This is a genomic window from Rhodococcus sp. WY5 (genome assembly GCF_018588185.1).
Taxonomy (GTDB): Bacteria; Actinomycetota; Actinomycetes; order Mycobacteriales; family Mycobacteriaceae; genus Rhodococcus_F; species Rhodococcus_F qingshengii.
This window is the reverse complement of sequence record NZ_JAAMPR010000001.1, coordinates 1,336,048-1,359,531: the sequence shown is the minus strand read 5'-3', so window position 1 is coordinate 1,359,531 and position 23,484 is coordinate 1,336,048. Positions and strand designations below refer to the sequence as shown.

24 protein-coding genes are annotated in these 23,484 nt (G+C 63.0%); 11 read left to right on the top strand and 13 right to left on the bottom strand.

All coding sequences use genetic code 11. The features are described 5' to 3' along the window. Nucleotides 1-8: 8 nt before the first annotated feature. From rpsR to rpsF, 3 genes are all read right to left on the bottom strand, one after another. Complete coding sequence (rpsR, locus tag G4D79_RS06140) at nt 9-251, bottom strand: 30S ribosomal protein S18 (RefSeq protein WP_003941245.1); 243 nt, start codon at nt 249-251, stop codon at nt 9-11. 39 nt (nt 252-290) lie between these two features. Continuing rightward, a complete protein-coding gene (locus tag G4D79_RS06135) occupies nt 291-815 on the bottom strand; it encodes a single-stranded DNA-binding protein (protein ID WP_003941248.1) in 525 nt (174 codons plus the stop codon). Nucleotides 816-879: 64 nt separating this feature from the next. Beyond that, nucleotides 880-1,167, bottom strand: coding sequence for a 30S ribosomal protein S6 (rpsF, locus tag G4D79_RS06130; protein ID WP_003941237.1), 288 nt, complete (start codon nt 1,165-1,167; stop codon nt 880-882). 210 nt (nt 1,168-1,377) lie between these two features. Between rpsF and G4D79_RS06125 the strand changes: the two genes are divergently transcribed. Genes G4D79_RS06125 through G4D79_RS06115 form a run of 3 tightly spaced genes read left to right on the top strand, consistent with a single transcriptional unit; the run spans nt 1,378 to nt 4,142 of the window. Next, on the top strand, nt 1,378-2,733 hold the full coding sequence (locus G4D79_RS06125) for a glycosyltransferase family 87 protein (RefSeq protein ID WP_007735530.1): 1,356 nt from the start codon (nt 1,378-1,380) through the stop codon (nt 2,731-2,733). Continuing rightward, nucleotides 2,733-3,317 (top strand): GNAT family N-acetyltransferase, encoded by a 585-nt coding sequence (locus G4D79_RS06120; RefSeq protein WP_099698551.1) that lies wholly within the window; start codon nt 2,733-2,735, stop codon nt 3,315-3,317. The genes G4D79_RS06125 and G4D79_RS06120 overlap by 1 nt, the downstream gene beginning before the upstream one ends. A 45-nt stretch (nt 3,318-3,362) precedes the next feature. Continuing rightward, nucleotides 3,363-4,142: a DUF4190 domain-containing protein gene (locus tag G4D79_RS06115; RefSeq protein WP_030537127.1), complete on the top strand. Its 780-nt coding sequence runs from the start codon at nt 3,363-3,365 to the stop codon at nt 4,140-4,142. A gap of 6 nt (nt 4,143-4,148) precedes the next feature. On the opposite strand, the gene G4D79_RS06110 is transcribed toward G4D79_RS06115, so the two are convergent. Then, the gene (locus G4D79_RS06110; RefSeq protein WP_235867957.1) at nt 4,149-4,670 is read right to left on the bottom strand and encodes a WD40 repeat domain-containing protein; all 522 of its coding nucleotides are present in this window, start codon (nt 4,668-4,670) and stop codon (nt 4,149-4,151) included. Nucleotides 4,671-4,945: 275 nt separating this feature from the next. Here G4D79_RS06110 and G4D79_RS06105 point away from each other — a divergent pair, with 275 nt between their 5' ends. Then, the gene (locus tag G4D79_RS06105; protein WP_003941253.1) at nt 4,946-5,245 is read left to right on the top strand and encodes a LuxR C-terminal-related transcriptional regulator; all 300 of its coding nucleotides are present in this window, start codon (nt 4,946-4,948) and stop codon (nt 5,243-5,245) included. A gap of 2 nt (nt 5,246-5,247) precedes the next feature. On the opposite strand, the gene G4D79_RS06100 is transcribed toward G4D79_RS06105, so the two are convergent. From G4D79_RS06100 to G4D79_RS06090, 3 genes are all read right to left on the bottom strand, one after another. After that, entirely contained in the window at nt 5,248-6,825 is a 1,578-nt protein-coding gene (locus tag G4D79_RS06100) for a glycosyltransferase family 87 protein (RefSeq protein ID WP_054826678.1), read from the bottom strand. A 39-nt stretch (nt 6,826-6,864) separates the two neighbouring features. Further along, nucleotides 6,865-9,015, bottom strand: coding sequence for a transglycosylase domain-containing protein (locus G4D79_RS06095; RefSeq protein WP_064689047.1), 2,151 nt, complete (start codon nt 9,013-9,015; stop codon nt 6,865-6,867). A gap of 586 nt (nt 9,016-9,601) precedes the next feature. After that, nucleotides 9,602-10,021: a DUF5318 family protein gene (locus G4D79_RS06090; RefSeq protein ID WP_042448217.1), complete on the bottom strand. Its 420-nt coding sequence runs from the start codon at nt 10,019-10,021 to the stop codon at nt 9,602-9,604. Nucleotides 10,022-10,149: 128 nt separating this feature from the next. On the opposite strand from G4D79_RS06090, the gene G4D79_RS06085 reads away from it, so the two are divergent. From G4D79_RS06085 to G4D79_RS06060, 6 genes are all read left to right on the top strand, one after another. Continuing rightward, on the top strand, nt 10,150-10,989 hold the full coding sequence (locus tag G4D79_RS06085; protein WP_007735521.1) for a DUF1707 domain-containing protein: 840 nt from the start codon (nt 10,150-10,152) through the stop codon (nt 10,987-10,989). Between the two features lie 9 nt (nt 10,990-10,998). Beyond that, entirely contained in the window at nt 10,999-11,820 is an 822-nt protein-coding gene (locus tag G4D79_RS06080; RefSeq protein ID WP_099698552.1) for a DUF1707 domain-containing protein, read from the top strand. 9 nt (nt 11,821-11,829) lie between these two features. After that, nucleotides 11,830-12,600, top strand: a complete 771-nt coding sequence (locus G4D79_RS06075; protein WP_054831933.1) for a DUF1707 domain-containing protein — start codon at nt 11,830-11,832, stop codon at nt 12,598-12,600. Between the two features lie 116 nt (nt 12,601-12,716). Then, nucleotides 12,717-13,280, top strand: a complete 564-nt coding sequence (locus tag G4D79_RS06070; RefSeq protein WP_003946014.1) for a PadR family transcriptional regulator — start codon at nt 12,717-12,719, stop codon at nt 13,278-13,280. Then, nucleotides 13,273-14,376: an inositol-3-phosphate synthase gene (locus G4D79_RS06065; RefSeq protein WP_099698553.1), complete on the top strand. Its 1,104-nt coding sequence runs from the start codon at nt 13,273-13,275 to the stop codon at nt 14,374-14,376. Before G4D79_RS06070 ends, G4D79_RS06065 begins: the two co-directional genes overlap by 8 nt. A gap of 143 nt (nt 14,377-14,519) precedes the next feature. Further along, nucleotides 14,520-15,578 carry an isopenicillin N synthase family oxygenase gene (locus G4D79_RS06060; protein WP_019746062.1) on the top strand — a complete coding sequence of 353 codons (1,059 nt, stop codon included), beginning with the start codon at nt 14,520-14,522 and terminating at the stop codon, nt 15,576-15,578. A gap of 7 nt (nt 15,579-15,585) precedes the next feature. Here the strand turns inward: G4D79_RS06060 and G4D79_RS06055 are convergent, their stop codons facing one another. After that, nucleotides 15,586-17,703, bottom strand: coding sequence for an FAD-dependent oxidoreductase (locus G4D79_RS06055; RefSeq protein WP_099698554.1), 2,118 nt, complete (start codon nt 17,701-17,703; stop codon nt 15,586-15,588). Between the two features lie 59 nt (nt 17,704-17,762). Then, nucleotides 17,763-19,148, bottom strand: a complete 1,386-nt coding sequence (locus G4D79_RS06050; RefSeq protein WP_099698555.1) for a PLP-dependent aminotransferase family protein — start codon at nt 19,146-19,148, stop codon at nt 17,763-17,765. A 97-nt stretch (nt 19,149-19,245) separates the two neighbouring features. On the opposite strand from G4D79_RS06050, the gene G4D79_RS06045 reads away from it, so the two are divergent. Beyond that, on the top strand, nt 19,246-19,953 hold the full coding sequence (locus tag G4D79_RS06045; protein WP_099698556.1) for a pyridoxamine 5'-phosphate oxidase family protein: 708 nt from the start codon (nt 19,246-19,248) through the stop codon (nt 19,951-19,953). Nucleotides 19,954-20,018: 65 nt separating this feature from the next. On the opposite strand, the gene G4D79_RS06040 is transcribed toward G4D79_RS06045, so the two are convergent. From G4D79_RS06040 to G4D79_RS06025, 4 genes are all read right to left on the bottom strand, one after another. Then, nucleotides 20,019-21,257, bottom strand: a complete 1,239-nt coding sequence (locus tag G4D79_RS06040) for an HNH endonuclease signature motif containing protein (RefSeq protein ID WP_099698557.1) — start codon at nt 21,255-21,257, stop codon at nt 20,019-20,021. 58 nt (nt 21,258-21,315) lie between these two features. After that, a complete protein-coding gene (locus G4D79_RS06035) occupies nt 21,316-22,131 on the bottom strand; it encodes a slipin family protein (protein WP_003946040.1) in 816 nt (271 codons plus the stop codon). Further along, complete coding sequence (locus G4D79_RS06030) at nt 22,128-22,598, bottom strand: NfeD family protein (RefSeq protein ID WP_064689121.1); 471 nt, start codon at nt 22,596-22,598, stop codon at nt 22,128-22,130. Before G4D79_RS06030 ends, G4D79_RS06035 begins: the two co-directional genes overlap by 4 nt. A 118-nt stretch (nt 22,599-22,716) precedes the next feature. After that, on the bottom strand, nt 22,717-23,466 hold the full coding sequence (locus G4D79_RS06025; protein ID WP_030537941.1) for an IclR family transcriptional regulator: 750 nt from the start codon (nt 23,464-23,466) through the stop codon (nt 22,717-22,719). Nucleotides 23,467-23,484: the final 18 nt, after the last annotated feature.

Here is a 23,484-nt window from a genome sequence, read left to right as displayed (position 1 = left end):
CCCTTTCCTTAGCGAGCCACGGTGGCGTAAGGCAGCAGTGCTACCTCACGTGAGTTCTTGACGGCAATGGCAACGTCGCGCTGGTGCTGGACGCAATTGCCGGTGACACGGCGAGCACGGATCTTTCCGCGATCGCTGACGTACTTACGAAGCAACGTCGTGTCCTTGTAGTTGATCTGCGTGTTCTTCTCTTTGCAGAAGGTGCAGACCTTCTTCTTCATAACCTTGTCGCGCAAGGGCGGCTTCGGCATGTCTTTGCTCTTTTCTGGATGTTCCTGATCAGGTACGGATCAGAAGGGCGGTTCGTCGCTGCCCGCACCACCGAAGGAGCCCGAAGCCTGAGGCGCACTGCCCCAAGGATCGTCTCCACCCGAAGGCGCAGCGCTCGGACGTCCGCCACCCGATCCGCCGGAGGAACCGCCGAAGTTGCCGCCTCCACCGCCGCCACCACGGTTGGCCTTGTTGACCTTTGCCGTGGCGTACTTCAGTGAAGGACCGATTTCATCGACTTCGAGCTCGACGACAGTTCGCTTTTCGCCCTCGCGAGTTTCGTACGAACGCTGCTTGAGCCGGCCGCTCACGATTACTCGTGAACCACGGGTCAAGCTCTCCGCGACGTTCTCGGCTGCTTCGCGCCAGATGTTGCAACGCATGAACAGCGCATCGCCGTCTTTCCATTCATTGGAATTACGGTCGAAGGTGCGGGGCGTGGAAGCAACCGTGAAGTTTGCAACCGCGGCACCCGCCGGGGTGAAACGAAGTTCAGGATCAGCCGTCAGGTTTCCGATGACGGTGATGATGGTGTCGCCAGCCATGTGGTTCCTCCTGCATTGATGTAAGACCGTTGGGCGCGAGAGTAGAGCTCGCTACCGACAGTAATTACTTGTTGTGGCGCAGAACCTTCGTGCGCAGAACCGACTCGTTCAGACCGAGCTGACGATCGAGCTCAGCGACGGTGGCGGGAGTGGCGTTGATGTCGATCACCGCGTAGATACCTTCAGCATGCTTCAGGATCTCGTAGGCGAGACGACGCTTACCCCAGACATCGACCTTGTCGATCGTGCCGCCGTGCTGGCGCACAACATTGAGGAACGTATCCAGTGAAGGAGCGACAGTGCGCTCGTCCAGGCTGGGGTCAAGGATGACCATCAATTCGTAATGACGCATAAGACCTCATCACCTCCTGTGGACTAAGTGAAAACGGCCACGGACTATCCGTGGCAGGAGGGTCGTTGCGTCAGCAACCCTCGTAGGTTACACGAGGGGCCTTGACCAGGGAAATCGTCCCGGCCCTCCGGGAAGACCGCCAGGTCGATGCGCGACGCGTGGCGCAGACGCATCACCCCGCGAGCCACTGCGCCCCCTAGGGTGAGAATCATGCGAACAGACCGCAAGACCCCGGCGTCGATCCTGGCGTTGGTCGTCGGATTGTGCGGGCTGACGATGGCGCTGGGCTATTTCAACAAGGCCAGATGCGGCGGTGCACCGTTCGCGCCCGACGGTCGAAGCCTGAACTTCGACGTCAACAAGAACATCGACGTCTGCTACTCCGACATTCAGTTGCTCTGGCTCGGACGAGGTATCGATCAGCATCTGTTCCCCTTCGTCACCGGAGGGATAACGCCCGAAGGATTCCTGACCGGCGGAACCGTCGAATACCCGGTGCTCAGCGGAATTCTGATGTGGCTGGGCGGTATCGGCTCACATACCGACACCGATTTCCTTCTGCACTCGGCCCTGATCCTGGCTCCTTTCGGACTGCTCACGGCGTGGATGCTCGGCAAGATGAGCGGCGCGTACGCGCTCGTGTGGTCGGCGACTCCGCCCCTGGTTCTGTACGCATTCCACAACTGGGAGCTCCCGGTGGTGGCCACCAGCGTCGGCGCGATCTTCCTGATGACGTTCGAGCGGATCCCGCTGCGAACTCGCGCGGTTCTGGCGGCCGTCATCCTGGCGATCGGTTTCTGTTTGAAGCTGTACCCGGGAATGTTCGTGCTACCGCTCATGGCCTACGTGCTTCTACGCGGCACCGAAGGCAAGCGCTACGACGTTCGTGGGGCGCTGATGACGGCGGGCGCGGCGATCGTCACCGTCGTCCTCGTCAACCTGCCGTTCGCCCTCATTTCCTACGAAGGCTGGCGCGCGTCGTTCAGCTTCCAGGAGAAGCGAAGCGCGGACATCACCACCAACTCGGTGTGGTTCTGGGGTTTGCGCCCGTTCTACGGTTTCGGAGTTCGCGAGCTCAACGCCGACTACGACGCACTGGTGAGCATCCTGTCTCCGGTGATGATCCTGTTGTCGTTCGCGCTCGCGATGTATCTGGGTTGGCGCCGCTACGTCCGCGACGGCTACTTTCCGTGGATTGCGGTCAGTGCCGCGATGCTGTGCGGATTCGTGTTGCTGCACAAGGTCAATTCACCGCAGTACACACTGTGGATCCTGCCTTTCCTCGTACTGTTCAAGATCCGGTGGTTCTGGATCGTCGCCTATCTGATCGCCGACGCAGCGTTGGGTATCGGCATCTTCCGGTACTTCTACCAACTGGACATGAATCTCGATCCGAGCAAGTACGAGGCCGTCGTCCAGGCGAGCGTGTGGGGCCACGTCATCCTGCTCGCCGTGTTCTTCTTCCTGTTCCTGCGAGTCCCGTTGCGGTATCCGCTTGCCGGTGGGACCGATCAGATTGCCAACTCCGACAACAACCTTCCGACTCACTCACGGGAGCACGCCTGATGACTGCATCATGGTTCGAATCACCGACGCTGACCGGTGATCGTGTCCGACTCGAACCCCTGGGCGTCGCGCACACCGACGCTCTGCTCGCTGCTGCCGACGACCCGGCGATCTTTCGTTGGACCGCATCGCCCATCACCGATCGGGAACAGGCACAGAAGTACATCGCTGCAGCAACCGACGACCCTAATCGGATCGCCTTTGCGCAGGTGAACATCGCGACGAACGCCGTGGTCGGCACCACGTCCATGTACCAGATCGACCCGGTAAACCGCAGTCTTGCAATCGGATACACGTGGTTGTCGCGATCGGTTCAGGGAACCGGGATCAATCCCGAATCGAAGCTGCTCCTGCTTCGTTACGCCTTCGACCAGCTCGAAGCCGTACGCGTCGAGTGGCACACGGACGAGTTCAACGAACAGTCCAGGGCCGCGATCGCAAAGCTCGGCGCTCAGTTCGAGGGCCTGCTGCGCAAGCACCGACGCCGTGTCGACGGCAGTTGGCGTACAACAGCGCTGTTCGCGATGACCGACGACGATTGGCCGACCATCGCACCTCAGCTCGAGACACGTACCCGAAACTAGCCATCACCTGCACTCTTCGACGAAGTCCATGCCAAGATTCACCTCATGAGCGATCAGGGTGGGTACGGGTACCAGGGCAATCAGAATTGGCAACCGGCTCCGTACGGGCAGCCCGATCCGTACGGCAGGCGGCCGACGAACACACTCGCGGTACTCGCCCTCGTCTTCGCGTTCCTCATCGCGCCGTTGGGGATCGTCTTCGGGCACATCGCTCGCGGCCAGATCAAACGGACCGGCGAAGAAGGCGACGGACTCGCCCTTGCCGGACTGATCATCGGCTACATCTTCACCGCACTCGGCATCCTGGCCGTGATCGTGTGGATCGCGTTCTTCGGGCTGCTCGCCGCCGCTTTCGGCAACGCCGCCAATGAAGCGAGTTCGCGGAGTCTCACCTATACGACGCCGTACTCGTACTCCACGACCACGACTCGGGCGCCGAGTGCACCCACCACAGCGCCGAAAACGACGACGCCCCCACGCGTCACAACCTCGATCGGACCAGCGCCGACCGTCTCGGGCACCAACCGTCAGGGCTTCATCTCCGGCGGCCCCAGTTGCAACTCCACCAATCCCGCCGTCGCCATCGCCGTCACGACCGGATCACGAATCGTCATCTGCGAAACCGGAGTCGGGCGTTACTACTACAAGGGTCAACGGCTGAGCGACGGCGCCACCATCGAACTCGACGATCCGACGCCCACCGGCAACGGATTCACCGTCACCAACAAGGACGTGACGTACAAGCTCACCTCCGCCGGACTGGTGATCACCGGCAGCGGAGGCGAGCTGGGTCGGGAACCGGCGCTCGAGTTCTGGATGAACTGACCCACGTCAGCCGGCACACGGATCCTGGTAGGGAACACCGGGCAGGTACCGCTCCCATTCGGCTTCCGTGATGGGAGATCCTGCGGTGCGGCACAATCGATCAACGACGCCGTCGGGGTCGATTCCCCACAAGCGAACGGTCTTGTCCGACCCGCTACCCGCGATCATGTCACTCTCGCCGGCGAACTGAGCGTCGTTGACGCGACCCGGGTAGGCGGACAGCGTCGCAAATCGTGTTGACCGCGAGGGCGTCTCGATATCCCAGAGCCAGACGGTTCCGTCGCCGACACCGGCAGCGAGCCGATCACCGGCGCGGTTGAACGAGATCGAATAGATTGCGCCCTCGGGGCCGACGAGACGAGCGAGTTCCTCGGGTGCCGACGGTGTGCGTACGTCCCACACGGCGACACCGTGATCCGCACTTCCAGCGGCCAACAGCGTTCCGTCGGCGCTGAAAGACACTGCTAATGCGTAGCTTTCGAATCCACCCACCGTCGCGGCCACCCGGAGCGACGCTGCGTTCGACACGTCCCACAGATCTCAGCAAACTGCCCACGCGACTCGATCCGGGCGGGATCGACCTGATTGTGCGTACCGGCTTCCGCCTTCGAGTTCATAGCGACGCACTCTATCGGAGCAGGTAGGGGATTTGTCCGTTGTATGGACTCTGTATCGAGAGAGTTGCACCCGTTCCACTGAGACACCTCGATCGAAATACTCGTCTCGGTCGCACCCTGAGCCAGCAGCCCTTCTGCAAATACGGCAGTCGACGCCCATCCCCTCCGTCGAAAGGCGCTACTCGCATGTCTTCAATCGGCATTTCTCCGAAGATCGAGGCAAACGTGTCCCGAGTCGGCAACCCCAAGCACGGCAAGCACAAGCCGAAGCTGAGCGTCCGCGAGATCGAAGTACTTCTTGCCTGGCTACGTTCGGATTCCAAGTCCGAGGTCGCCGAGACACTCGGCCTACGCGTCTGCACCGTCAACACACACATCACTCGGATCCGCACGAAGTACAGCGACGTCGGGCGGCCGGCTCCCACGAAGGCAGCGTTGTTCGCCCGCGCGGTCCAGGACGGGTACACCACCCTCGACGAGTGGTGACCTCAGACCGCGACGGTTTCCGGTTCCTTCGCCTTGGACGGCTTCAACCAACCGGGTAGCCAGGCAGGTTGTTTGTCCGGTGCTTGATCGAGAACACCGCCCGCCGGATCGTCGATGAACCCGTACCGCACGAGATCCTCCGACGGCCGGTAGATCTGCCGGAGCACCAGCGCGCACAGAACGAGTACCGCGATGTCCCGGATCACGACCGTTCCGGTGAACCACTGCTCGGGCAGCCCCTTGTTGGACACCCCGAGGTAATACATCATTCGTGGAACCCAGACCAGGGCGTCGATGGTCATCCACGCGAGCAGGAGTCTGCGGTGCGGCAAGGCCAACACGGCCAGCGGCACCAGCCACAGAGAATACTGCGGGCTCCACACCTTGTTGGTGAGCAGGAAGCCCGCCACCAACAGGAAGCACAGCTGCGCAACTCGCGGACGACGCTGCGCCGTCAGGGCGACGTATCCGACACCGATGCAGACGGCCACGAACAAAAGCAGAGAGACGGCGTTGAGATTCGACGGTGACTCACCCTGTGCGAGAGGACCGTCGAGGCCCTTCCACGACGTGAACGACGCGATCACGTTGTAGAGCGAATCCGGATCGGCCCCGCGTTCGGAGTTGAGCCGGAAGAACTCGTACCAACCATGGGGGTACAGCGCGGCAATGGGCAGGTTCACCGCAAGCCATGCCGCGACCGCGCTGAGAGCGGTCACCAGCCAGTCCCTCGTCTTGCCCGCGCGCAGACACAGGACCAAGAGCGGTCCCAGTAGGAGCAGCGGGTAGAGCTTCGCAGCGCCGCCCAGGCCGAGCAGGATTCCCGCGAGCACGGGCCGCTTACGTGCCCATGCCAACAACCCACCCGCCGCGAACGCCGTCGCCAGAGGATCGAAGTTCGTGAACACGTGCACGATCACCAACGGGGAACACGCGATGAGAGCGCCGTCCCACACTCGTCGTCCGGCCAGCAGGGTGCTCGCCCACACGGTGACCAGCCACGCCAACGCCAACCCGAACGCCACGACGTTGAAATAGAGCGCCACCTGAATCGCGCCCGGCAGCCAGGTGATCGAATCCCACGCCTTCGCGACTTTCATTGCGCCGTACTGGTAGAGCCCCGAGATGACCGGATACTCCATGTACCGCATCTGGATCGAACCGTCGCCGCGTACTTCTTCCCACGACGTCTTGTACGGGAATGCTCCCTGATCGAGGCGCTCGGCTCCGTACAGCGGAACGGTATCGGAGTAACACATCGCCACGTACTGACGGCTGCCACTCCAGTCGAGGCCGACCTGCCCGCTCTCGCCGACCGGCGCCTGCTGAATACAGCCCGCCTTGGCGAACCAGCCGAAAGCCAAGAACACCACGGCGAGCAGAAGGATCACTCGCATCGGTGTGAAGAAGCGAGTGCGCCCGATCAGTGCGTGACGACCTACCGGACCGCCGACGGTTCCCGACAGCGCAGACACCATCGCGTCGTTGCGACTGGGAACGTCCCGCCAATCCGCCGAACGAAGATCTTCGGCCAGCGGAGCGGGGGAGGTCGGTTCGGCATCATCAGCATTCGCGGCCACTCCGCGAGGTTACCGTCTTTCGAACCGACCACCCTCCAACTACTGGCCGGGGCTCACACCTGCCGGTTCTTCCTCGGTGGTCTCGCCTGCCCCTGGTACCTGTGGCGTGGTTGTCGTCGGCCGGGAGATGCCCGGAATCGGGATCGTGATGCCCGGCAGAACCTCGACCTGCGTCGTTGTCACCACGGGCGGCGGAGTGGTTTCCGTCGTCGTCGGTGCGGTGGTCGGCGGCGCCGACGTCTTGGGCGGTGCGGGAGCCGTGTACTCCGGAACACCACCGGCTTGACCGTTGATCTTGCCCGGCGTCGGGAACTTCTCGTTGTCGGTGCCCTCGAGGGCGCCGTCCATCGTGTCCTTCCAGATGTCCGAAGGCAGACCTGAGCCGTAGATCATCGCGCCACCGGAATTGGTGATCGCTTCACCGTCGGGAGTTCCGACCCAGACCGCGGTCGAAAGCGACGGCGTGTAGCCGACCATCCACGCGTCCTTGTTGGCTCCGGTGTCACCGAGCTGCGCGGTACCTGTCTTCGACGCCGACAGACGTCCGCCGGCCAGGTTGTGACCGCGCGAGTACGCCGCGATCGGCTGCATCGCAGCCGTCACGTTGTCCGCCACGGCAGCGTCGATGCGGTCTTCACCGGCGGGCGCGCCGCGGTCCAGCAGCACGGTGCCGTCGGCCGCGACGACCTTCTGCACGAAGTGCGGTGCGTGATACGTACCGGACGCGGCGAGTGTCGCGTACGACGACGCCATGTCGAGCACGCGGGCCTGGTACTGGCCGAGCACGATGCCGTTGTTGGGGCCGGAACCGTCGGCCTCGGTGAGCGACGGGCCGACACCCGGGATGTCCTTCGGGATGCCTGCCTTGTGAGCGATGTCCGCGATTTCCTGCGGGCCGTTGCCGTCGAGGCTGAGCATCTGACGGTAGAAGCTGGTGTTCAGCGAACGCTTGAGCGCCTCTGCGATGGTGCAGGTGCCGCAGCTTTCACCTTCGACGTTGCCGATGGAGATGCCGTTGACGGTCAGCGGTGAGCTGTCGTACATCTGCGAGAGCGGGATTCCCTGATCCAGGGCGGCTGCGAGGCCGAACACCTTGAACGAGGAACCGGTCTGAAGTCCGGCATTCGCGAAGTCGTATCCCGCGCCGTCCTCACCGCCGTAGTACGCCTTGACGGCTCCGGTCTTCGGATCGACCGAGACAACTGCGGTACGCAGGTTCTCCGGCTCGCCCTCCATATTGGAACGGGCTGCCTCGACCGCTGCGGCCTGAGCCTGCGGGTCGATGGTCGTGGTGATCTGCAAGCCCTCGGTGTTGAGCAACTGCTCGCTGATTCCAGCGTCGCCGATCTCCTTGAGCACCTGACGCTTGATCAGGCCCTCGGGGCCGGTCGAGCCCTGGCTGCTGTTGTCGACCTGGGCGAGCGGGATGTATGCGGGGTACTGCATCGGCGTGCGCGCGGCCTGATCCAGCGTGCCTGCAGACACCATGCCGTCGAGCACGTAATCCCAGCGGGACTTCGCGCCTGTCGGGTTGGTCTCGGGATCGAGGAGCGACGGAAGCTGGATCGACGACGCCAGGACGGCGCCTTCTTCGATGGACAGCTGGTCGACGGGCTTACCGAAGTAAGCCTTGGACGCGGCTTCGATACCGTACGCACCACGACCGAAGTAGATGGTGTTCAGGTATGCGGCAAGAATGTCGTCCTTGGACCACTCGTTGGCCATCTTCGAGGAGAGAACGAGTTCCTTCATCTTTCGCGTCAGCGAACGCTCCGAGCCGACGAGCGCGGTCTTCACGTACTGCTGAGTGATGGTCGATCCACCACCGGCACTGTCGCGACCGAGGACGTTGTCACGGGCTGCGCGCGCGAAACCGGAGATCGAGAAGCCCGGGTTCGAGTAGAAATCGCGGTCCTCTGCGGCCAGAACGGCGTTACGAACGTGCATCGGCACCTGATCGAGCGAGACCTCGACGCGGTTACCTTCGTCCGGCGGGACGACGGTAGCGATCACGGTGCTTCCGTCGGCGGCAAAGACCGTCGCCACCTGATTGGTCTTTTGGTCACCGGGCTTGGGGACGTCCTGCACGATGTACGCGGCCATGAAGGCAAGGACGGGCAGAACAAGACCGAGCGCCACCAAGACGTAGGCCGAGCGGCGAACTGTGCGCCACTTGGACTTCTTCTTCACGGTGCTCTTTCTTCCCTTCGGGGGTTGTCCGTCGTTGCCACCGCCACCGGAGCCACCTGTCGGCGGCTTCGTCGGCGGAGGTCCGACCGGCGGGCGGGTGCCCGCGTTGCTACGGGTGGTCGCTGCTGCTGCCGCGACGCGCTGGGTCGGTTCGTTCGCCTGAGTGCCGGAGGCGCGATCTCCTTGAGCGCCTACGGCGCGATCTCGAGGCGGCGGGCCGGCAGGTCGGCCTTGCGGCGGACGACCCTGAGGAGGGGGACCGGCGGGGCGGCCCTGAGGAGGCGGGCCCGAAGGTCGGGCTTGCGGCGGACGACCCTGGGGCGGGGGTCCCATCGGACGACCTTGCGGCGGACGACCCTGAGGGGGCGGACCCATCGGAGGGCGTCCCTGCGGTGGTGGGCCCATGGGACGTCCCTGCGGCGGACGACCCTGAGGAGGTCCGGCGGGACGGTTGGGACCGACGGGACGGCCACCCGGGTTGTTGCCGCCCGGGTTGTTGTTGCTGGGGGAACTCACGAATCAAATCTCCAGTGGTCACGGACCGATCACGTGCAGACTTCGATCGGGCCCTTCTTCGGGTGTGGCGTTACTCGCTGGCGGTGCGCCGGCTTGGTGGGCGTGCTCGCCGCGGTCGCGGCGGCGCAGGTACTGCGCCGAGCACATAGGACTGCACCAAGTGGTTCCAACTGCAGGTACGGCACACCTCTACAACGTGCACCGTGAACTCCTCTGCTGTTTCCGCAAGCCGAGCGAGCTCGTCCGAGGTTCGGGCCGATCCCGAAACCTGACCGAGCTTGTCGCCGAACACCCAGGACACGAGCGTCAACTGTTCCTTGCGGCAAATGGGGCAGACGACGTCGCTGCCCCGGCCGTGGAACTTCGCGGCTCTGAGTAGGTACGGATCGGCGTCACACACCTGCTTGACGTCGGTCCGACCCGCAGACACTTCGGCCAGCACAGACCGACGCGCGAGCGCGTAGTCCACAACTTGCCGCTGTATCCGCACCTGACCAGCGTACGTGCGTCCGTGCCGCGACGGACGGTTCGGGAGGGTCACGATGAACACATTTCGGGGGCTGGGGGCATGGCGACCAGCCATTACGATCACTTCCTGTGAAGTCTTCTCGTTCTCCGATGACGCGCGCTCGTGATCTTGATCGCGTCGAAACGTGCAATGTGTTGGACGCCGCGTACGCCGAAGGGCAGTTGAGCGCGGAGGACTACTTCGACCGGACCGAGAAGGCGAAGTCCGCGAAGACCCTGCTCGCACTCGCACGCCTGGTCAACGATCTGCAGGTGCCGAAGATCGAGACCAAAACGGTGCCTCGGACGTCGACGGCACGAAAGGCCGTGTTCGTCGGTGCTGCTGCTCTGATCGTCGTCGGCGCGATCGCAGCAGTGGCGTGGAGTCGGTCACCGTTGACGCCCTCGGAAGACATCACAGCCAGTTATGCCAGCACTACTTCCCTCGCTCCGCCGTTGCCGACCACCACCCCGGTGCCGGAGCCGACCGTCGAACCGATCCTGATCGCACACATCGACACGTTGACGCCGGAAGGAATCGGCGCATTCATCGAGAGGTATCGAGAAGAGTTCGGTGACATGTTCGTAGACGACGCCAGCTTCCACGGCGACTACTCCTCAGTGAGCCGGGCGGTCCCCGATGCTCCCGCTCTCACCGAGTCCATCAGTTTTCGCGACGGCTTCGAGAGGGAAGTGACGTCCATTCCGCGGCGAACGGGCCAGCCGACCTTCGACCTCGGTTCCATCCAGATCGACAAGCTCGCGCCGTACATGGTGAACATCGGCGACTATGTCAATGTTTCGGACGCCGCGATCACCCACTTGATCGTGGACGCGAACTACGGCGTCCCGGAGATCGCGATCTATGCAGAGAACGGACTCGGCCACCAAGGACGCATCGAGGTCACGCCGTGGGGCGAGATCTCTCGTTCCTACCCGTACGGGAGCTAGGGTGAGCCGGTGAGTGGGTCCCCGACTACTACCTCTACGCGCACCCGTGCGCGCGACGTCGACCGTTCCGATACCTGCGCCGTTCTCGATACGGCTCTGTCCGACGGACAGATCACGGTCGACGAGCACGCGAACCGAACGGCTGCGGCCATGACCGCGACCACCCTCGGCCAGCTCGATCTGCTGGTCCGCGATCTGCAGAAAGCAACGCTGCGCAACGCCGTCGCCAAAGTTCGTCGTATCGACAAGATCTGGTACCTCGCGGCCGCATCGGTTGCATTCGCAACCCTGATCGGGTTTCTCACCTTGTCCGCCGACGATTCACCCCCACCGTCTCCACCGGCGGCAGCCCAGGGGGCCGAACCACTTGCGCCCATCGTGAGTTCGACGCTGAACACGGTCACCGCAAGCGGAATACGGGAGTTCATCACCCGGTACAACAACAAGTACGGCACGACGGTGATCGATTCTGCGAGCTTCTACGACGGCCATGCAAGCGTCAGTCGCGCAGCCGCTATCTCGCCGAATGTGGAGGAGGACATCGACTTTCGAGGCGGTTTCACACCACGCGACAGCACGTCGACTCGAGCGGCCAGCACCGTCACCTTCGACCTCGCTGCCGTCGACATCGACAAACTCGCCGGATATCTGGCAGGAGCGTCCGCAAATCTCAACGTCCCCGACGCCGAGATCACACATATCAGCATGAGTTCGTCGGGCCAGGAGCCACGCATTTCCATCTACGCCAGCAACGAACTCGGCGCGAGCGGCTCAATGGATTTGACCCCGGATGGCCGCCCGATCCGCTTGTCTCCCTTCACTCCTCGATAGGCCCCGGACATGCCGAACGATCTGACCAGGACCACCCGCGCTCGCAATGCAGATCGCGAGGCTACATGCGCAGTGCTGGACTCCGCCTTCGCCGACGGGCAACTCACGGCGACCGAGCACGACGAATTGACCGAACTCGCCGCGGTTGCAGTCACTCTCGGCGATCTCGAAGATTTGACGTCCGATCTGCAGACCGAGGCGTCTCTGCCTGTTCTCCGGACAGAACCTTCGCTCGACACGCGTTTGATCGCCCTTGTGATCATCGCTCTGTCACTGGTCTCGGCTGTCGGTTTCGGAATCAAATACGCCGCGTCCGACGTCACGATCTTCTCGAGCCCCGAGCCACAGTTACACACCGTCGACGGCCTGGGGGCGATGTTCCATGCCATCGAAACGGAGTACGGCAGCGGACTGGTCGACGAGATGACCATCTATCCCACTTATGCACGCGTAACGCGCGCCGATCCTGCCGCGCCGCGCAAGAGCCTGGACAGCTACTACCGAGGCGACCTCGAGGACACGACTTCAGGAGGATCACGCGAACCCGACGTGACACAGATCGACGTCAGACAGCTCGATCCTCGCATCGTGATCGCCCTGCTCGACGGCGCCGGAACCACCACCTCCGTGCAGAATCCGACCACGCAGTACCTCATGATCGAGAGCTCCGAAACCGTGCCGACCATCGAAATTCACGTCGGCAACGACCTCGACGAAAGCGGTCACCTGACCGCCGGCCTCGATGGCGAGATCATGTCGATCTACCCGTTCACCCCCTGATCTACGCGTGACACCTTGGTACACGTATCGGGCCGCAGTGTGGTTTTATATATCGGCGCGATATAGTTGGTTATCGCATCAAGCGGTTAGGTTCAACGACTCGGGAGGTTTGTCAGTTGCTCGAACTCGCAATCCTCGGGCTGCTCCTCGAGTCACCGATGCACGGATACGAGCTGCGTAAGCGGCTCACTGGTCTGCTCGGCGCATTCCGCGCGTTCTCGTACGGATCGCTGTACCCGGCACTGCGGCGCATGCAAGCCGACGGATTGATCTCGGAAGACGTCGACACTGCCACCGGCACGCTCAAGCGTCGGGCGCGTCGCGTCTACCAGCTCACTCCGGAAGGTCGGCAACGGTTCACCGAACTGGTCGCCGACACCGGGCCGCAGAACTACACCGACGACGGTTTCGGCGTTCACCTCGCCTTCTTCAGCCGCACCCCCGCAGAAGCGCGGATGCGGATCCTCGAAGGCAGGCGACGTCAGGTCGAGGAGCGCCGTGAGGGGCTCCGCGAGGCCGTCGGTCGGGCCAGCGGATCGCTGGACCGCTATACCCGTCAGCTCCATCAGCTCGGACTCGAATCGAGTGAACGCGAAGTGCGTTGGCTCAACGAATTGATCGCAGCCGAGCAATCGACAACAGGAACATCCCGGAAAGAAGGAGAACCCGACCATGGGTGAGAACAGCACCGCGGTGCGCGTAGCCATTGTGGGCGTGGGTAACTGCGCCTCGTCCCTGGTTCAGGGCGTCCACTACTACAAGGATGCCGACGAGACCCAGACGGTCCCCGGCCTCATGCACGTCAAGTTCGGTAAGTACCACGTCCGCGACGTGCAGTTCGTCGCTGCGTTCGACGTCGACGCCAAGAAGGTCGGCTTCGACCTCTCCGAGGCGATCCTCGCGAGCGAGAACAACACCATCAAGATCGCCGACGTCCCGCCCCTGGACGTTCCCGTTCAGCGTGGCCCGACCCTCGACGGCATCGGCAAGTACTACGCCGAGACCATCGAGCTGTCCGACGCCGAGCCCGTCGACGTCGTCAAGGCACTCAAGGACGCTCAGGTCGACGTCCTCGTCTCCTACCTGCCCGTCGGTTCCGACGACGCTGACAAGTTCTACGCACAGTGCGCGATCGACGCAGGCGTGGCATTCGTCAACGCTCTGCCCGTCTTCATCGCTTCCGACCCGGAGTGGGCTGCCAAGTTCAAGGTCGCCGGCGTCCCGATCGTCGGCGACGACATCAAGAGCCAGGTCGGCGCCACCATCACACACCGCGTGATGGCGAAGCTGTTCGAAGACCGCGGCGTCGTGCTGGATCGCACCTACCAGCTCAACGTCGGTGGAAACATGGACTTCAAGAACATGCTCGAGCGTGATCGCCTGGAGTCCAAGAAGGTTTCCAAGACCCAGGCCGTGACGTCCAACCTGACCGGCGCACTTGCCGGCAAGGTTCACGACCGCAACGTCCACATCGGTCCCTCGGACTACGTGGAGTGGCTCGACGACCGCAAGTGGGCATACGTCCGTCTCGAAGGCCGCGCCTTCGGTGACGCTCCCCTGAACCTGGAGTACAAGCTCGAGGTCTGGGATTCGCCCAACTCTGCCGGCATCATCATCGACGCCGTCCGCGCAGCCAAGATCGCCAAGGACCGCGGCATCGGTGGACCGGTTTACCCGGCTTCCGCTTACCTGATGAAGTCCCCGCCGGTCCAGATGGCCGACGACAAGGCTCGCATCGAGCTCGAAGCGTTCATCATCGGCGCAGACGAAGCTTAATTCGACTCACACTGATTCGGGGTCTTGCGCCAACGGCGCAAGGCCCCGATTCTGTTATCCGCAGGGTGTTTCCGCATCCGCGCGGGTAATCACGCCCGCGGCTGCCGAATTGCCGTGCGGGTCCGGGTGCCGCTCAGCGTGGAATGATGGACATCAGAACCATCACACGGATCGAGGACCCCATGTCGATTACGTCGCTGCCAGTGCTCGATCTGTCGCTTGCGCAGAACCCCGACACCGCCGAGCAGTTCCGCACTCAGCTCCGCGAGGCCACCCACGAGGTCGGATTCTTCTACCTGGTCGGCCACGGAATTCCCGACGAACTGCAGCGCCGCCTCCTCGCCGTCGCCCGCGAGTTCTTCGCGCTTCCCACTGCCGAGAAGCTCGCGATCGAGAACGTCCGCAGCCCGCACTTCCGTGGGTACACCCGGCTCGGCGGCGAACTGACCGAAGGCAAGCAGGACTGGCGCGAGCAGATCGACATCGGGGCCGAACAGCCCGCGGCCGAGCGCACCGACACCTCACCGGCCTGGGAGATCCTGCAGGGCCCCAACCAGTGGCCCGACGCCCTTCCCGAACTTCGCGACGTCATCACCGAGTGGAACGACACGCTCACCTCGATCGCATTGAGCCTCTTACGCGAATGGGCGGTAGCCCTGGGTCAGGATGCGAACATCTTCGACGACGCGTTCGCTCACGATCCGTCGATCCTCATCAAGGTGGTGCGATACCCGGGCCGCCCGAAAGGTGCCGGCTCCCAGGGCGTCGGCGGACACAAGGACGCGGGTGTGCTGACTCTGCTCTATGTCGAACCGGGCAAAGGCGGTCTGCAGGTCGAGCACGACGGCGACTGGATCGACGCGCCGCCGATCGACGGGGCGCTGGTGGTCAACATCGGCGAACTGCTCGAGGTCGCTACCGGCGGCTACTTGAAAGCGACTGTGCACCGGGTAGTTTCACCCGAGGGCGACGGTGAACGTATCTCGGTGCCGTTCTTCTTCAACCCGAACTACGCAGCGCAGATCCCGGAGTTCGACCTACCGCCCGAGCTGGCGGCGCGCGCCACCGGTGTCACCGTGGACGCGAACAACCCGATCCACGATTCCTACGGGGCGAATGCCCTCAAGAGTCGACTACGTGCGCACCCCGATGTCGCGGCCCGCTGGTGGCCGGACATCGTTGCGGCACAAAGCGCTACCTGACGCTGAACTACAGATCCATCGCGACTTTCCACGCCGTGTGCATCGCGCCCTCGATGTAGTCGACGTTCACCGCGTCACCGACCACGTGCACGTCGGAGACGACGCCGATCAGAGAATCGGCCAGTGGCGCCTGCGCCGACACTCCCGAGGCGACGACAACCATGTCGGCCGGAGCGGTCAGTGTCTTGTCACCGGAACGGAATTCGACGTGCTCCTTGGTGATGCGCTGCACCGTTGAATTGCGGTGAATGTTCACACCGACATGCTTGGCGTGGCGCACCGCCGTCCAGCGGCGCGGCATCGCCATCGGAATGCCCAACTGCTGGCCTTCTTCGATCAGCGTCACAGTGCGACCTCGCTCGGCCAGGAACTCCGCAAGCTCGAGTCCGACAAGCGAACCACCGATCACGACAACGTCCTTACCCATGGGCAGGAACTTGCGGGTCACAGCTCGGATCGCCGCGGGGCTCTTGGTGATACCGGACAGCTTGCCCAACTTGGCCATCGTCCGCAGGAACGGCGGTACCTGTGAGACGTCTCCCGCTCCGGTCATCAACGCGCGCAACGAATCACCGGTGTGCACGTGCGGGAGATCACCGCCCGGAACGCTAGGCCGCTCACGAACCGCACCGGTGGCCACGACTACGGCGTCGGGGTTCAGTGCCCGGATCGAAGCAACCGAGGCTTCGGTCTTCAGTCGAACATCGACACCGAGACGCTCGATTTCCACTTTCAACCAGCTGAGCAGACGCCCGTTGTCCGGGGTAGTGAGGCTCGAGAACCACAGGGTGCCGCCGAGGCGATCGGATTTGTCCAACACCGTGACTCGGTGCCCACGTTCAGCGGCCACGCGAGCCGTTTCGAGACCACCGGGGCCCGCTCCGACCACAACAACGTGTTTCGGAGTGCTGGTCCGAACGAAGGGGAGCAGCGCTTCGTTGCCCAGGGCAGGGTTCACCGCGCACAGCGGGGTCTCGTCCCAGAAGTTCTCCTGCACGCAGACGTAGCAATTGATGCAAGGCCGAACCCGCTCGGGTACACCGTCTTTGAGTTTGTTCACCAGCTGTGGATCGGCCAGGAGCTGACGGCCCATTGCGGCGAAGTCCGTGCGACCTTCCGCGATCATCTTCTCGCCGACCTCGGGGAGCATACGTCCGACGGTGATCACGGGGATCGATATCGCCTGCTTGATTCGCGTTGCATTGTCGGTGTAGTAGCCGACCTTGTCGGGCAGTGGTCCGTCGGTGAAGTTGGCAAAAGCATTCAGCGCGGTACCGGTGACATGAATGGCGTCAGCTCCGGCCTCTTCGAGCATCTTCGCGGCCGCAGCAGCCTCGTCGACCGTCAGCCCGTCGGTTTCGCCGTACTCTTGACCGGCCAGACGCACGATGACGGCAAGCGCACCACCGACCTCCTCCTTGACCGCCCGAATGACCTCACAAGCGAGGCGAGCACGGTTCTCCATGGAACCTCCGTACTCGTCGCCGCGCTGATTCGTGTACCGACTCAGGAACGCTCCGAGGACGTAGTTGTGGGCACAGTGAATCTCGACGGCGTCGCCGCCCGCCGCCTTCACCCGTCCGGCAGCCTCGGCGAACATGCGAACCAGCCAATCAAGATCTTCCTTGGTTGCCTCGTGGTACGTAGCCCTCTTGCCCTCGTTGATGGCAGCCATCTTGCCCAGTTCTTCTGGCGTGCAATCGGCCATCGCGCTCATGTCACCCGGCGGCTTCGGCGTGGACGGGACCAACTGCGGTCGGCCGTCGAGGGTATCGATGCGCGCCACCTTGCCGTGGTGTGTCATCTGCACACAGAGCTTGCTGCCTGCGTCGTGGACTGCGTCGGCCAACGCCTTGAGACCGGGGATGAACCGGTCTTCCGAAAGCCCCGGTTCCTTGCGGCTGGTGCAGCCCAGCGGATACGCAACAGCGCAGCAACCGGTGATGATCAGACCCGTTCCACCAGCTGCACGCGCCACGAAGTGGTCGATGTCGCCCTTTTCGATTTCCCCGTCTTCACACAGGTTCATGTCCATCGCAGGGAGAACCACGCGATTGGGCACGGTCATCGGGCCGATGGTGCCTGGTGCGAGCAGGTGCGGAAAGGTCTGGCTTCGGATCGTCACGAGCAGACGCTAGAACTGGACCACGCCCATCCGTTGCCGCACTCCCGATCAACGAGACTTCACGCGCTGTGACGTGCGAGGCACTCGGCTATCACCTCGAGCGCATATTCGAGGTCCGCGGATTCCACTCGCCCGTAGCCGATGACCAATCCGCCGGGGTCTCCGTGCGTTCGGGTGGACTCGACCAGGGTGGGCACTTCGACGCCGTGCAGGAGCGCCTCGCGAGCGACGGTCGCTGCCAGATCCGCGTCGAGCATGAGCGTCGTGTGCATGCCGGCGCCGAGACCCCGCAGTTCACCGAACGATGACAGCGCTTCCTCGACCGCCCGATCACGCTCCCGGTATCTGCGCCGGGCGGTACGCACCGCTCGATCCCATTCGCCGTCACGGAGCAGGGACAGGAGTGCTTGCTGCAGCGGAACCGACGGGAAGTCGCCGATTCGCTTGCGGTGTACTGCTATGCGGTCGACCAGGTCGAGGGGAGCCACCAACCAGCCCAATCGAATTCCGGCGCCGAGCGTCTTGGCAACTGTTCCGAGATACACCACCCGATCAGGAGCCAACTGGGCAAGCGCAGGCAAAGGCGCTACGTCGTAACGGAATTCGGAGTCGTAGTCGTCCTCGAACAGGACGACGTCGCGGACGCGGGCGAACTCGATCAACTGGTTGCGCCGACCTACCGGAAGCAGCCCACCCGTCGGATACTGATGGGACGGTGTCACATACACGCCACGGACGCTCTCCGACGCAGTTTCGAGTTGGTCGACACAGAGACCATGAGCGTCGACGGGCACGTCGAGCAGCGACCATCCACAGGCTGTAGCGGCCGAGGACGCATACCGGTATCCGGGATCTTCCATCGCCAGAACAGCACCACGGGTACGCAGAGCCGACAGGGCGAGGCCGAGACCATGCGTGGCACCTGAGGTGATCAGGATTCTCTCGGGTTCAACCGACATTCCGCGGGCTCTTGCCAGTAATTCCGATAGTGCCGAACGCAATTCGTAGTCACCCGCAGGATCGGGATCCTCGAAAGGTGGCGGTTTGGACCCGACGTCACGCCACGCCCGCCGCCACGCTGCCGATGCACGCGGTGGCGTCCACGGCACGCCCGGCCGGAGCTGCACCCTGGGTGACATCTTGTCGGCGGCCTTCTTCGGTGTAGTCGTGGGAGTGACCATGGGGGAGGGCGCCTCGGCAACGAAGGTGCCTGAGCCGTGCACAGCGACAAGCCAACCCTCGGCGATCAACTGCTCATACGCCCGTTCCACGACGCCCCGCGCCACCTCGAGCTCCGCCGCCAGCTTCCGGGAACTGGGTAACCTCAGACCCACTGCCGCCTTACCACTGCGGATATCAGCTCTGAGGTGGTCGGCAATCTGGACCGGGAGCGCCCGCCGATCTGTCCGGTCGAGGACGACGGCTACCGCCGAAGGCAGAAACATTCAGAACCCTCCCGGAAGTGGCAAATCGAAGTGGCCTATCGAAGTCTCCACTGATTGGACCATGACTTGAAGCCACTTTGCCACCAGCATTGTCTGCATGACAGATTCCGTTGTCTTTGCTGCCCCTGCTCCTGCCCCCACTGCACCTATTCCGCTGTCCCCGACGACACGTACGACGCACAAGCGCGCCCGCCACCACGGCGTCGCAGAACGCGCGGCACTCGTCGACGTCTTGCAGTCCGCGAAGCTGTGCCACATGGGTGTGACCGTCGGCGGAGTTCCCATGGTGTTTCCCACCGCCTACGGGTTCGACCTCGACGGCCCCGACCGCGGCGGATCTATTTATGTTCACGGTTCAGTCGCTTCACGGAGCTTGGCTCCCGACAGCGAAATCTGCATCACCATCACGATCCTCGACGGGCTCGTGTTGGCTCGGTCGGGCTTCCACCACTCGATGAACTACCGCAGCGGCGTCATCATCGGATCACCTCGAGTCGTGACCGACGGCGACGAACGCGTGAAGGCTTTGAATCTGATCGTCGACCAGGTGGTTCCCGGACGTTCCCAACACTTGCGGGATCACACGCGCAAGGAAATGGCGGCAACCATCGTTCTTGCGCTGCCGTTGTACGAGGCTTCCGTCAAGGCTCGCACCGGCGGCCCCGGTGACGATGCCGCCGACATCGGTATCGAAACCGTTTGGGCTGGAGTAGTTCCCGCAGCTACGCACTTCGGTGAACCGATCCCGTCCGAGGATCTCGACTCCGGTGTCGCGCTGCCGGACCATATCTCGACGATGCTCTGACCGCACACGCCGTACACACCGGGGCATGGCTATGCCCCGGTGTGTACGTATTCAGTTGCGCCCGTTCAGGCTGCTGTGGGTGGGCTGTTCCCGCCGATCGGCTGTTGATACGGATCCATCGACATCGGCGGATAGAACACCGATTTCCGATCCGGACCGATCTCCACCCGCCACTCCGTGTGATGCAGCGTCCGGTGATGATGACCGCACAACAGAATCAGATTGTCGAGATCTGTTGGGCCACCATCATTCCAGTGAACAATATGGTGAGCATCGCACCACCCCGACGGTGTCCCGCACCCCGGAAACGCACACCCACCATCACGAACCGCCAACGCCCGCCGCTGGGGTACCGTCGCGGTCCTTGCTTCTTTGCCGCAGTCGAGCGGAACACCACTCTCATCCAGGAGGATCCGGGTGACGGTGCAGTCGCACGCCAGCATCCGCGCAGTATCGATACTGATCGGGCCCACCCAATCCGCCCACGCGAACCCCAACTCCTCAGTGGACGGCAGGAGGTCTTTCAGAACTTTAAGGTCCGTCATATCTTTTGCCGACGCGGTCACCGTGATGTGCGGTTTCACCCCGCCCTCGATCGGACCCAACCCCGCCCGCTCGTACCGCCGCAACAACTCGCAGAACCCGTCCGCCCGCCGCAGCGCCGGCGTACGGGTGTCCTTGACACCGTCCTTCTCCGGCGTCGGCGCCGACAGACTCGACAACAACGTGATCAGACGCGCCCCGTTCACAGCATCTAGGTCACCCTTCACCGACACGCGCCCGTACAAACCTTTCGACGCGTAGAACTCGTTACGCTCCGAATCCTCACCAACCGGAACGCCGTCCTCGCGCTTGCCGTACTGCTTCTCGATCCGCCGGATCGCCGCCCGCACCGCATCACAATCCGCGATGTTCTTCGACGCCAGGCCAAGCAAGATCCCGCGGGCCTTGTCCACATCCGCCAGGGTCATGTTCTTGGGCGGATGCTGACAAAACGACGCCACCTGACGGGCTTTCAACGCATCCACATCGCCGCGATGGAATGCATCCGCGACAACAGGTTCGAGCATCAACAACCGCGCCAAGCCGACGAGCAGGCTGCACTCACCGATCTCCAGATTCGTCGACCCGTGCAACCACTGCGCGATCGCCCGAAAACCCTTCCCACCGAGAACCTCCCGGGAAAACATCTCCACGATCAGCAACACCATCCGCGACTGCAATTCGTGCCGGGCGCGCACCAGATCCAGGACCTCACTCTTGAGGTCCTCGCTATCCAGTTGCCATGCATCCCGACTGTCCATGCCGAAAGTCTAATCGAACATAGTTTCGAATACAAGGGCGGATAACCGAAACTAGATGCTAATCAACAACTTTCGCATTCCAGGCGAAACGGGCAGGTTCTTGGGTCGCGGGAGTCGCCGCAACTCCGCCACCGATAAAGGGCCGGACAAGATCCAGCGGCAAGGGGAAGACAACGGTGGAGTTGTTCTCGCTACCGATCTCGTGAAGTGTCTGCAGATAACGCAACTGCAGGGTGGTCGGATTGCGGCTGATCACCTCGGCCGCCTCGGCGAGCTTGGCCGAAGCCTGAAACTCGGCGTCGGCGTTGATGATCTTGGCTCGCCGCTCTCGTTCGGCCTCTGCTTGCCTGGCGATGGCGCGCTGCATGTTGGCCGGAATCTCGACGTCCTTGATCTCGACGGTCGTGACCTTGACTCCCCACGGCTCGGTCTGCTGATCGATTACCTTCTGCAAGTCCTCGTTGAGCCGTTCACGTTCGGAGAGCAGCGAGTCCAACTCAGCTTTACCGAGAATGGAGCGCAGTGTGGTCTGGGCGATCTGTGAGGTGGCGGCCAGAAAATCCTCGACCTCGACTATCGAACGGTCAGCGTCGACGACCCGAAAGTACGTGACGGCGGTGACCTTCACGGGGACGTTGTCGCGAGTGATCACTTCTTGGACCGGTATCTTCAGCGTGACGGTTCGCAGACTGACCCGCTCCATGCGATCGATCGCCGGCACCAGAATCACCAGACCAGGACCCTTCAAGGTGATCAGTCGACCGAGGCGGAACACCACCGCGCGCTCGTACTCGCGCAGAACTCTCACCGACATGCCCACAAGGACTGCAATCAGCACGACAAACACGGACAACACGACAAGCACGGTGGTCATAGCGGCAGCTCCCACGGTTCACGACGGCGCACTTTCAGAGTCAGGCCTCGAACCTGCTCTACGACGACGGATTCGCCCACGGCGGGCACAGAATCGTCGTACCCGAATTCCATTCGAGCACGCCATAATCCGCCGTCGAGCTCGACCTGACCCTGCACACCGGTCCAACTGCGAACGGTCGCGTCCGAGCCGACAAGAGATTCCGTCCCCGTACGCACGGGAGCGCGGCGCGCGGTAAGCGCTTTTCGACTCGCTACCGCCACCACGCCCAGGCCGACTACCGCGACCCCCGCCGTCACCGGGATCGCGATCAATTGCCCGATACCGTCGGACGTGAAGAGCATCCACACGCCGGCACCGATCATGAGTGCTCCAAGCGCACCGAGCACCCCCGCGGTTGGGGCATGCGCCTCGACCACGATCAACAGGACGCCCAGCAACAGGGCAACGACACCGATCGTCGTCATCACTCGTCTCCACGCTCGCGAGGACGCGGTCACGTCGCGTAGCCATTGTGCGATCGCGCCCTCGACTTCAACGGTAATCACGTTCGGCCGGATCTGCCACAAGCGCTTTCACATCAATTCAGAGAAGGACCTCACCGATCTGTCGTGCAGTCACCTTGGCAAGGTCGGCGAGAAACGGAATCCGTTCGTCGATCATCAGCTCGACCGGACCACGAAGCCCGAGAGCGTAACGCACAGTGCCGGATCCATCGATGATCGGAATTCCGATTGTTCGGAAATCCGGGGTCAACTCCTCGTCGTTGAATCCGTATCCTCGCTCACGAGTCAGTTCCAGTTCCCGGCGGATACCGGCGACATCGGTGATCGCACGCTGAGTGGTCGCTTCACGTGGCAGCGCAGCCAGCTCGGAATCGTCGACATCGGACCAAGCCAGAAAGGCTTTCCCCAGTGCGCTCGCATGCAAGGGAAGGCGGACACCCTGCAGCACGTGCCCGTCGGCCTCGCGCCACCGACTGAATCCGAGCAACACCACCTCACTTCCGCTTCGCACTGCCAGGGAGGCGGATGCTCCTGTCGTCGCGGCCAATTGCTCCAAATAGGGCTCGGACAGATAGATCCGATGCTGCCGGTAGGAGACCTGTCCGTAAGCCGCCAGCGCCGCGCCGATGCGATACCGACTGGTTGCGTCGTCCTTCTCGAGAAATCCCGCGTCGACGAGCGACTGCAGCAATCGATGCGTGGTGCTGACCGCAAGCTCTTGTCGCCGCGCAACTTCCGAGACTCCCAGTTCTTCGCCACTGCGAAAACATGTGAGCATGGTCAGGGCACGGGTTACCGTCTGAACTCCCGCGCCGCGTGCGTCCGTCACGAACGATCCTTTCGCCGT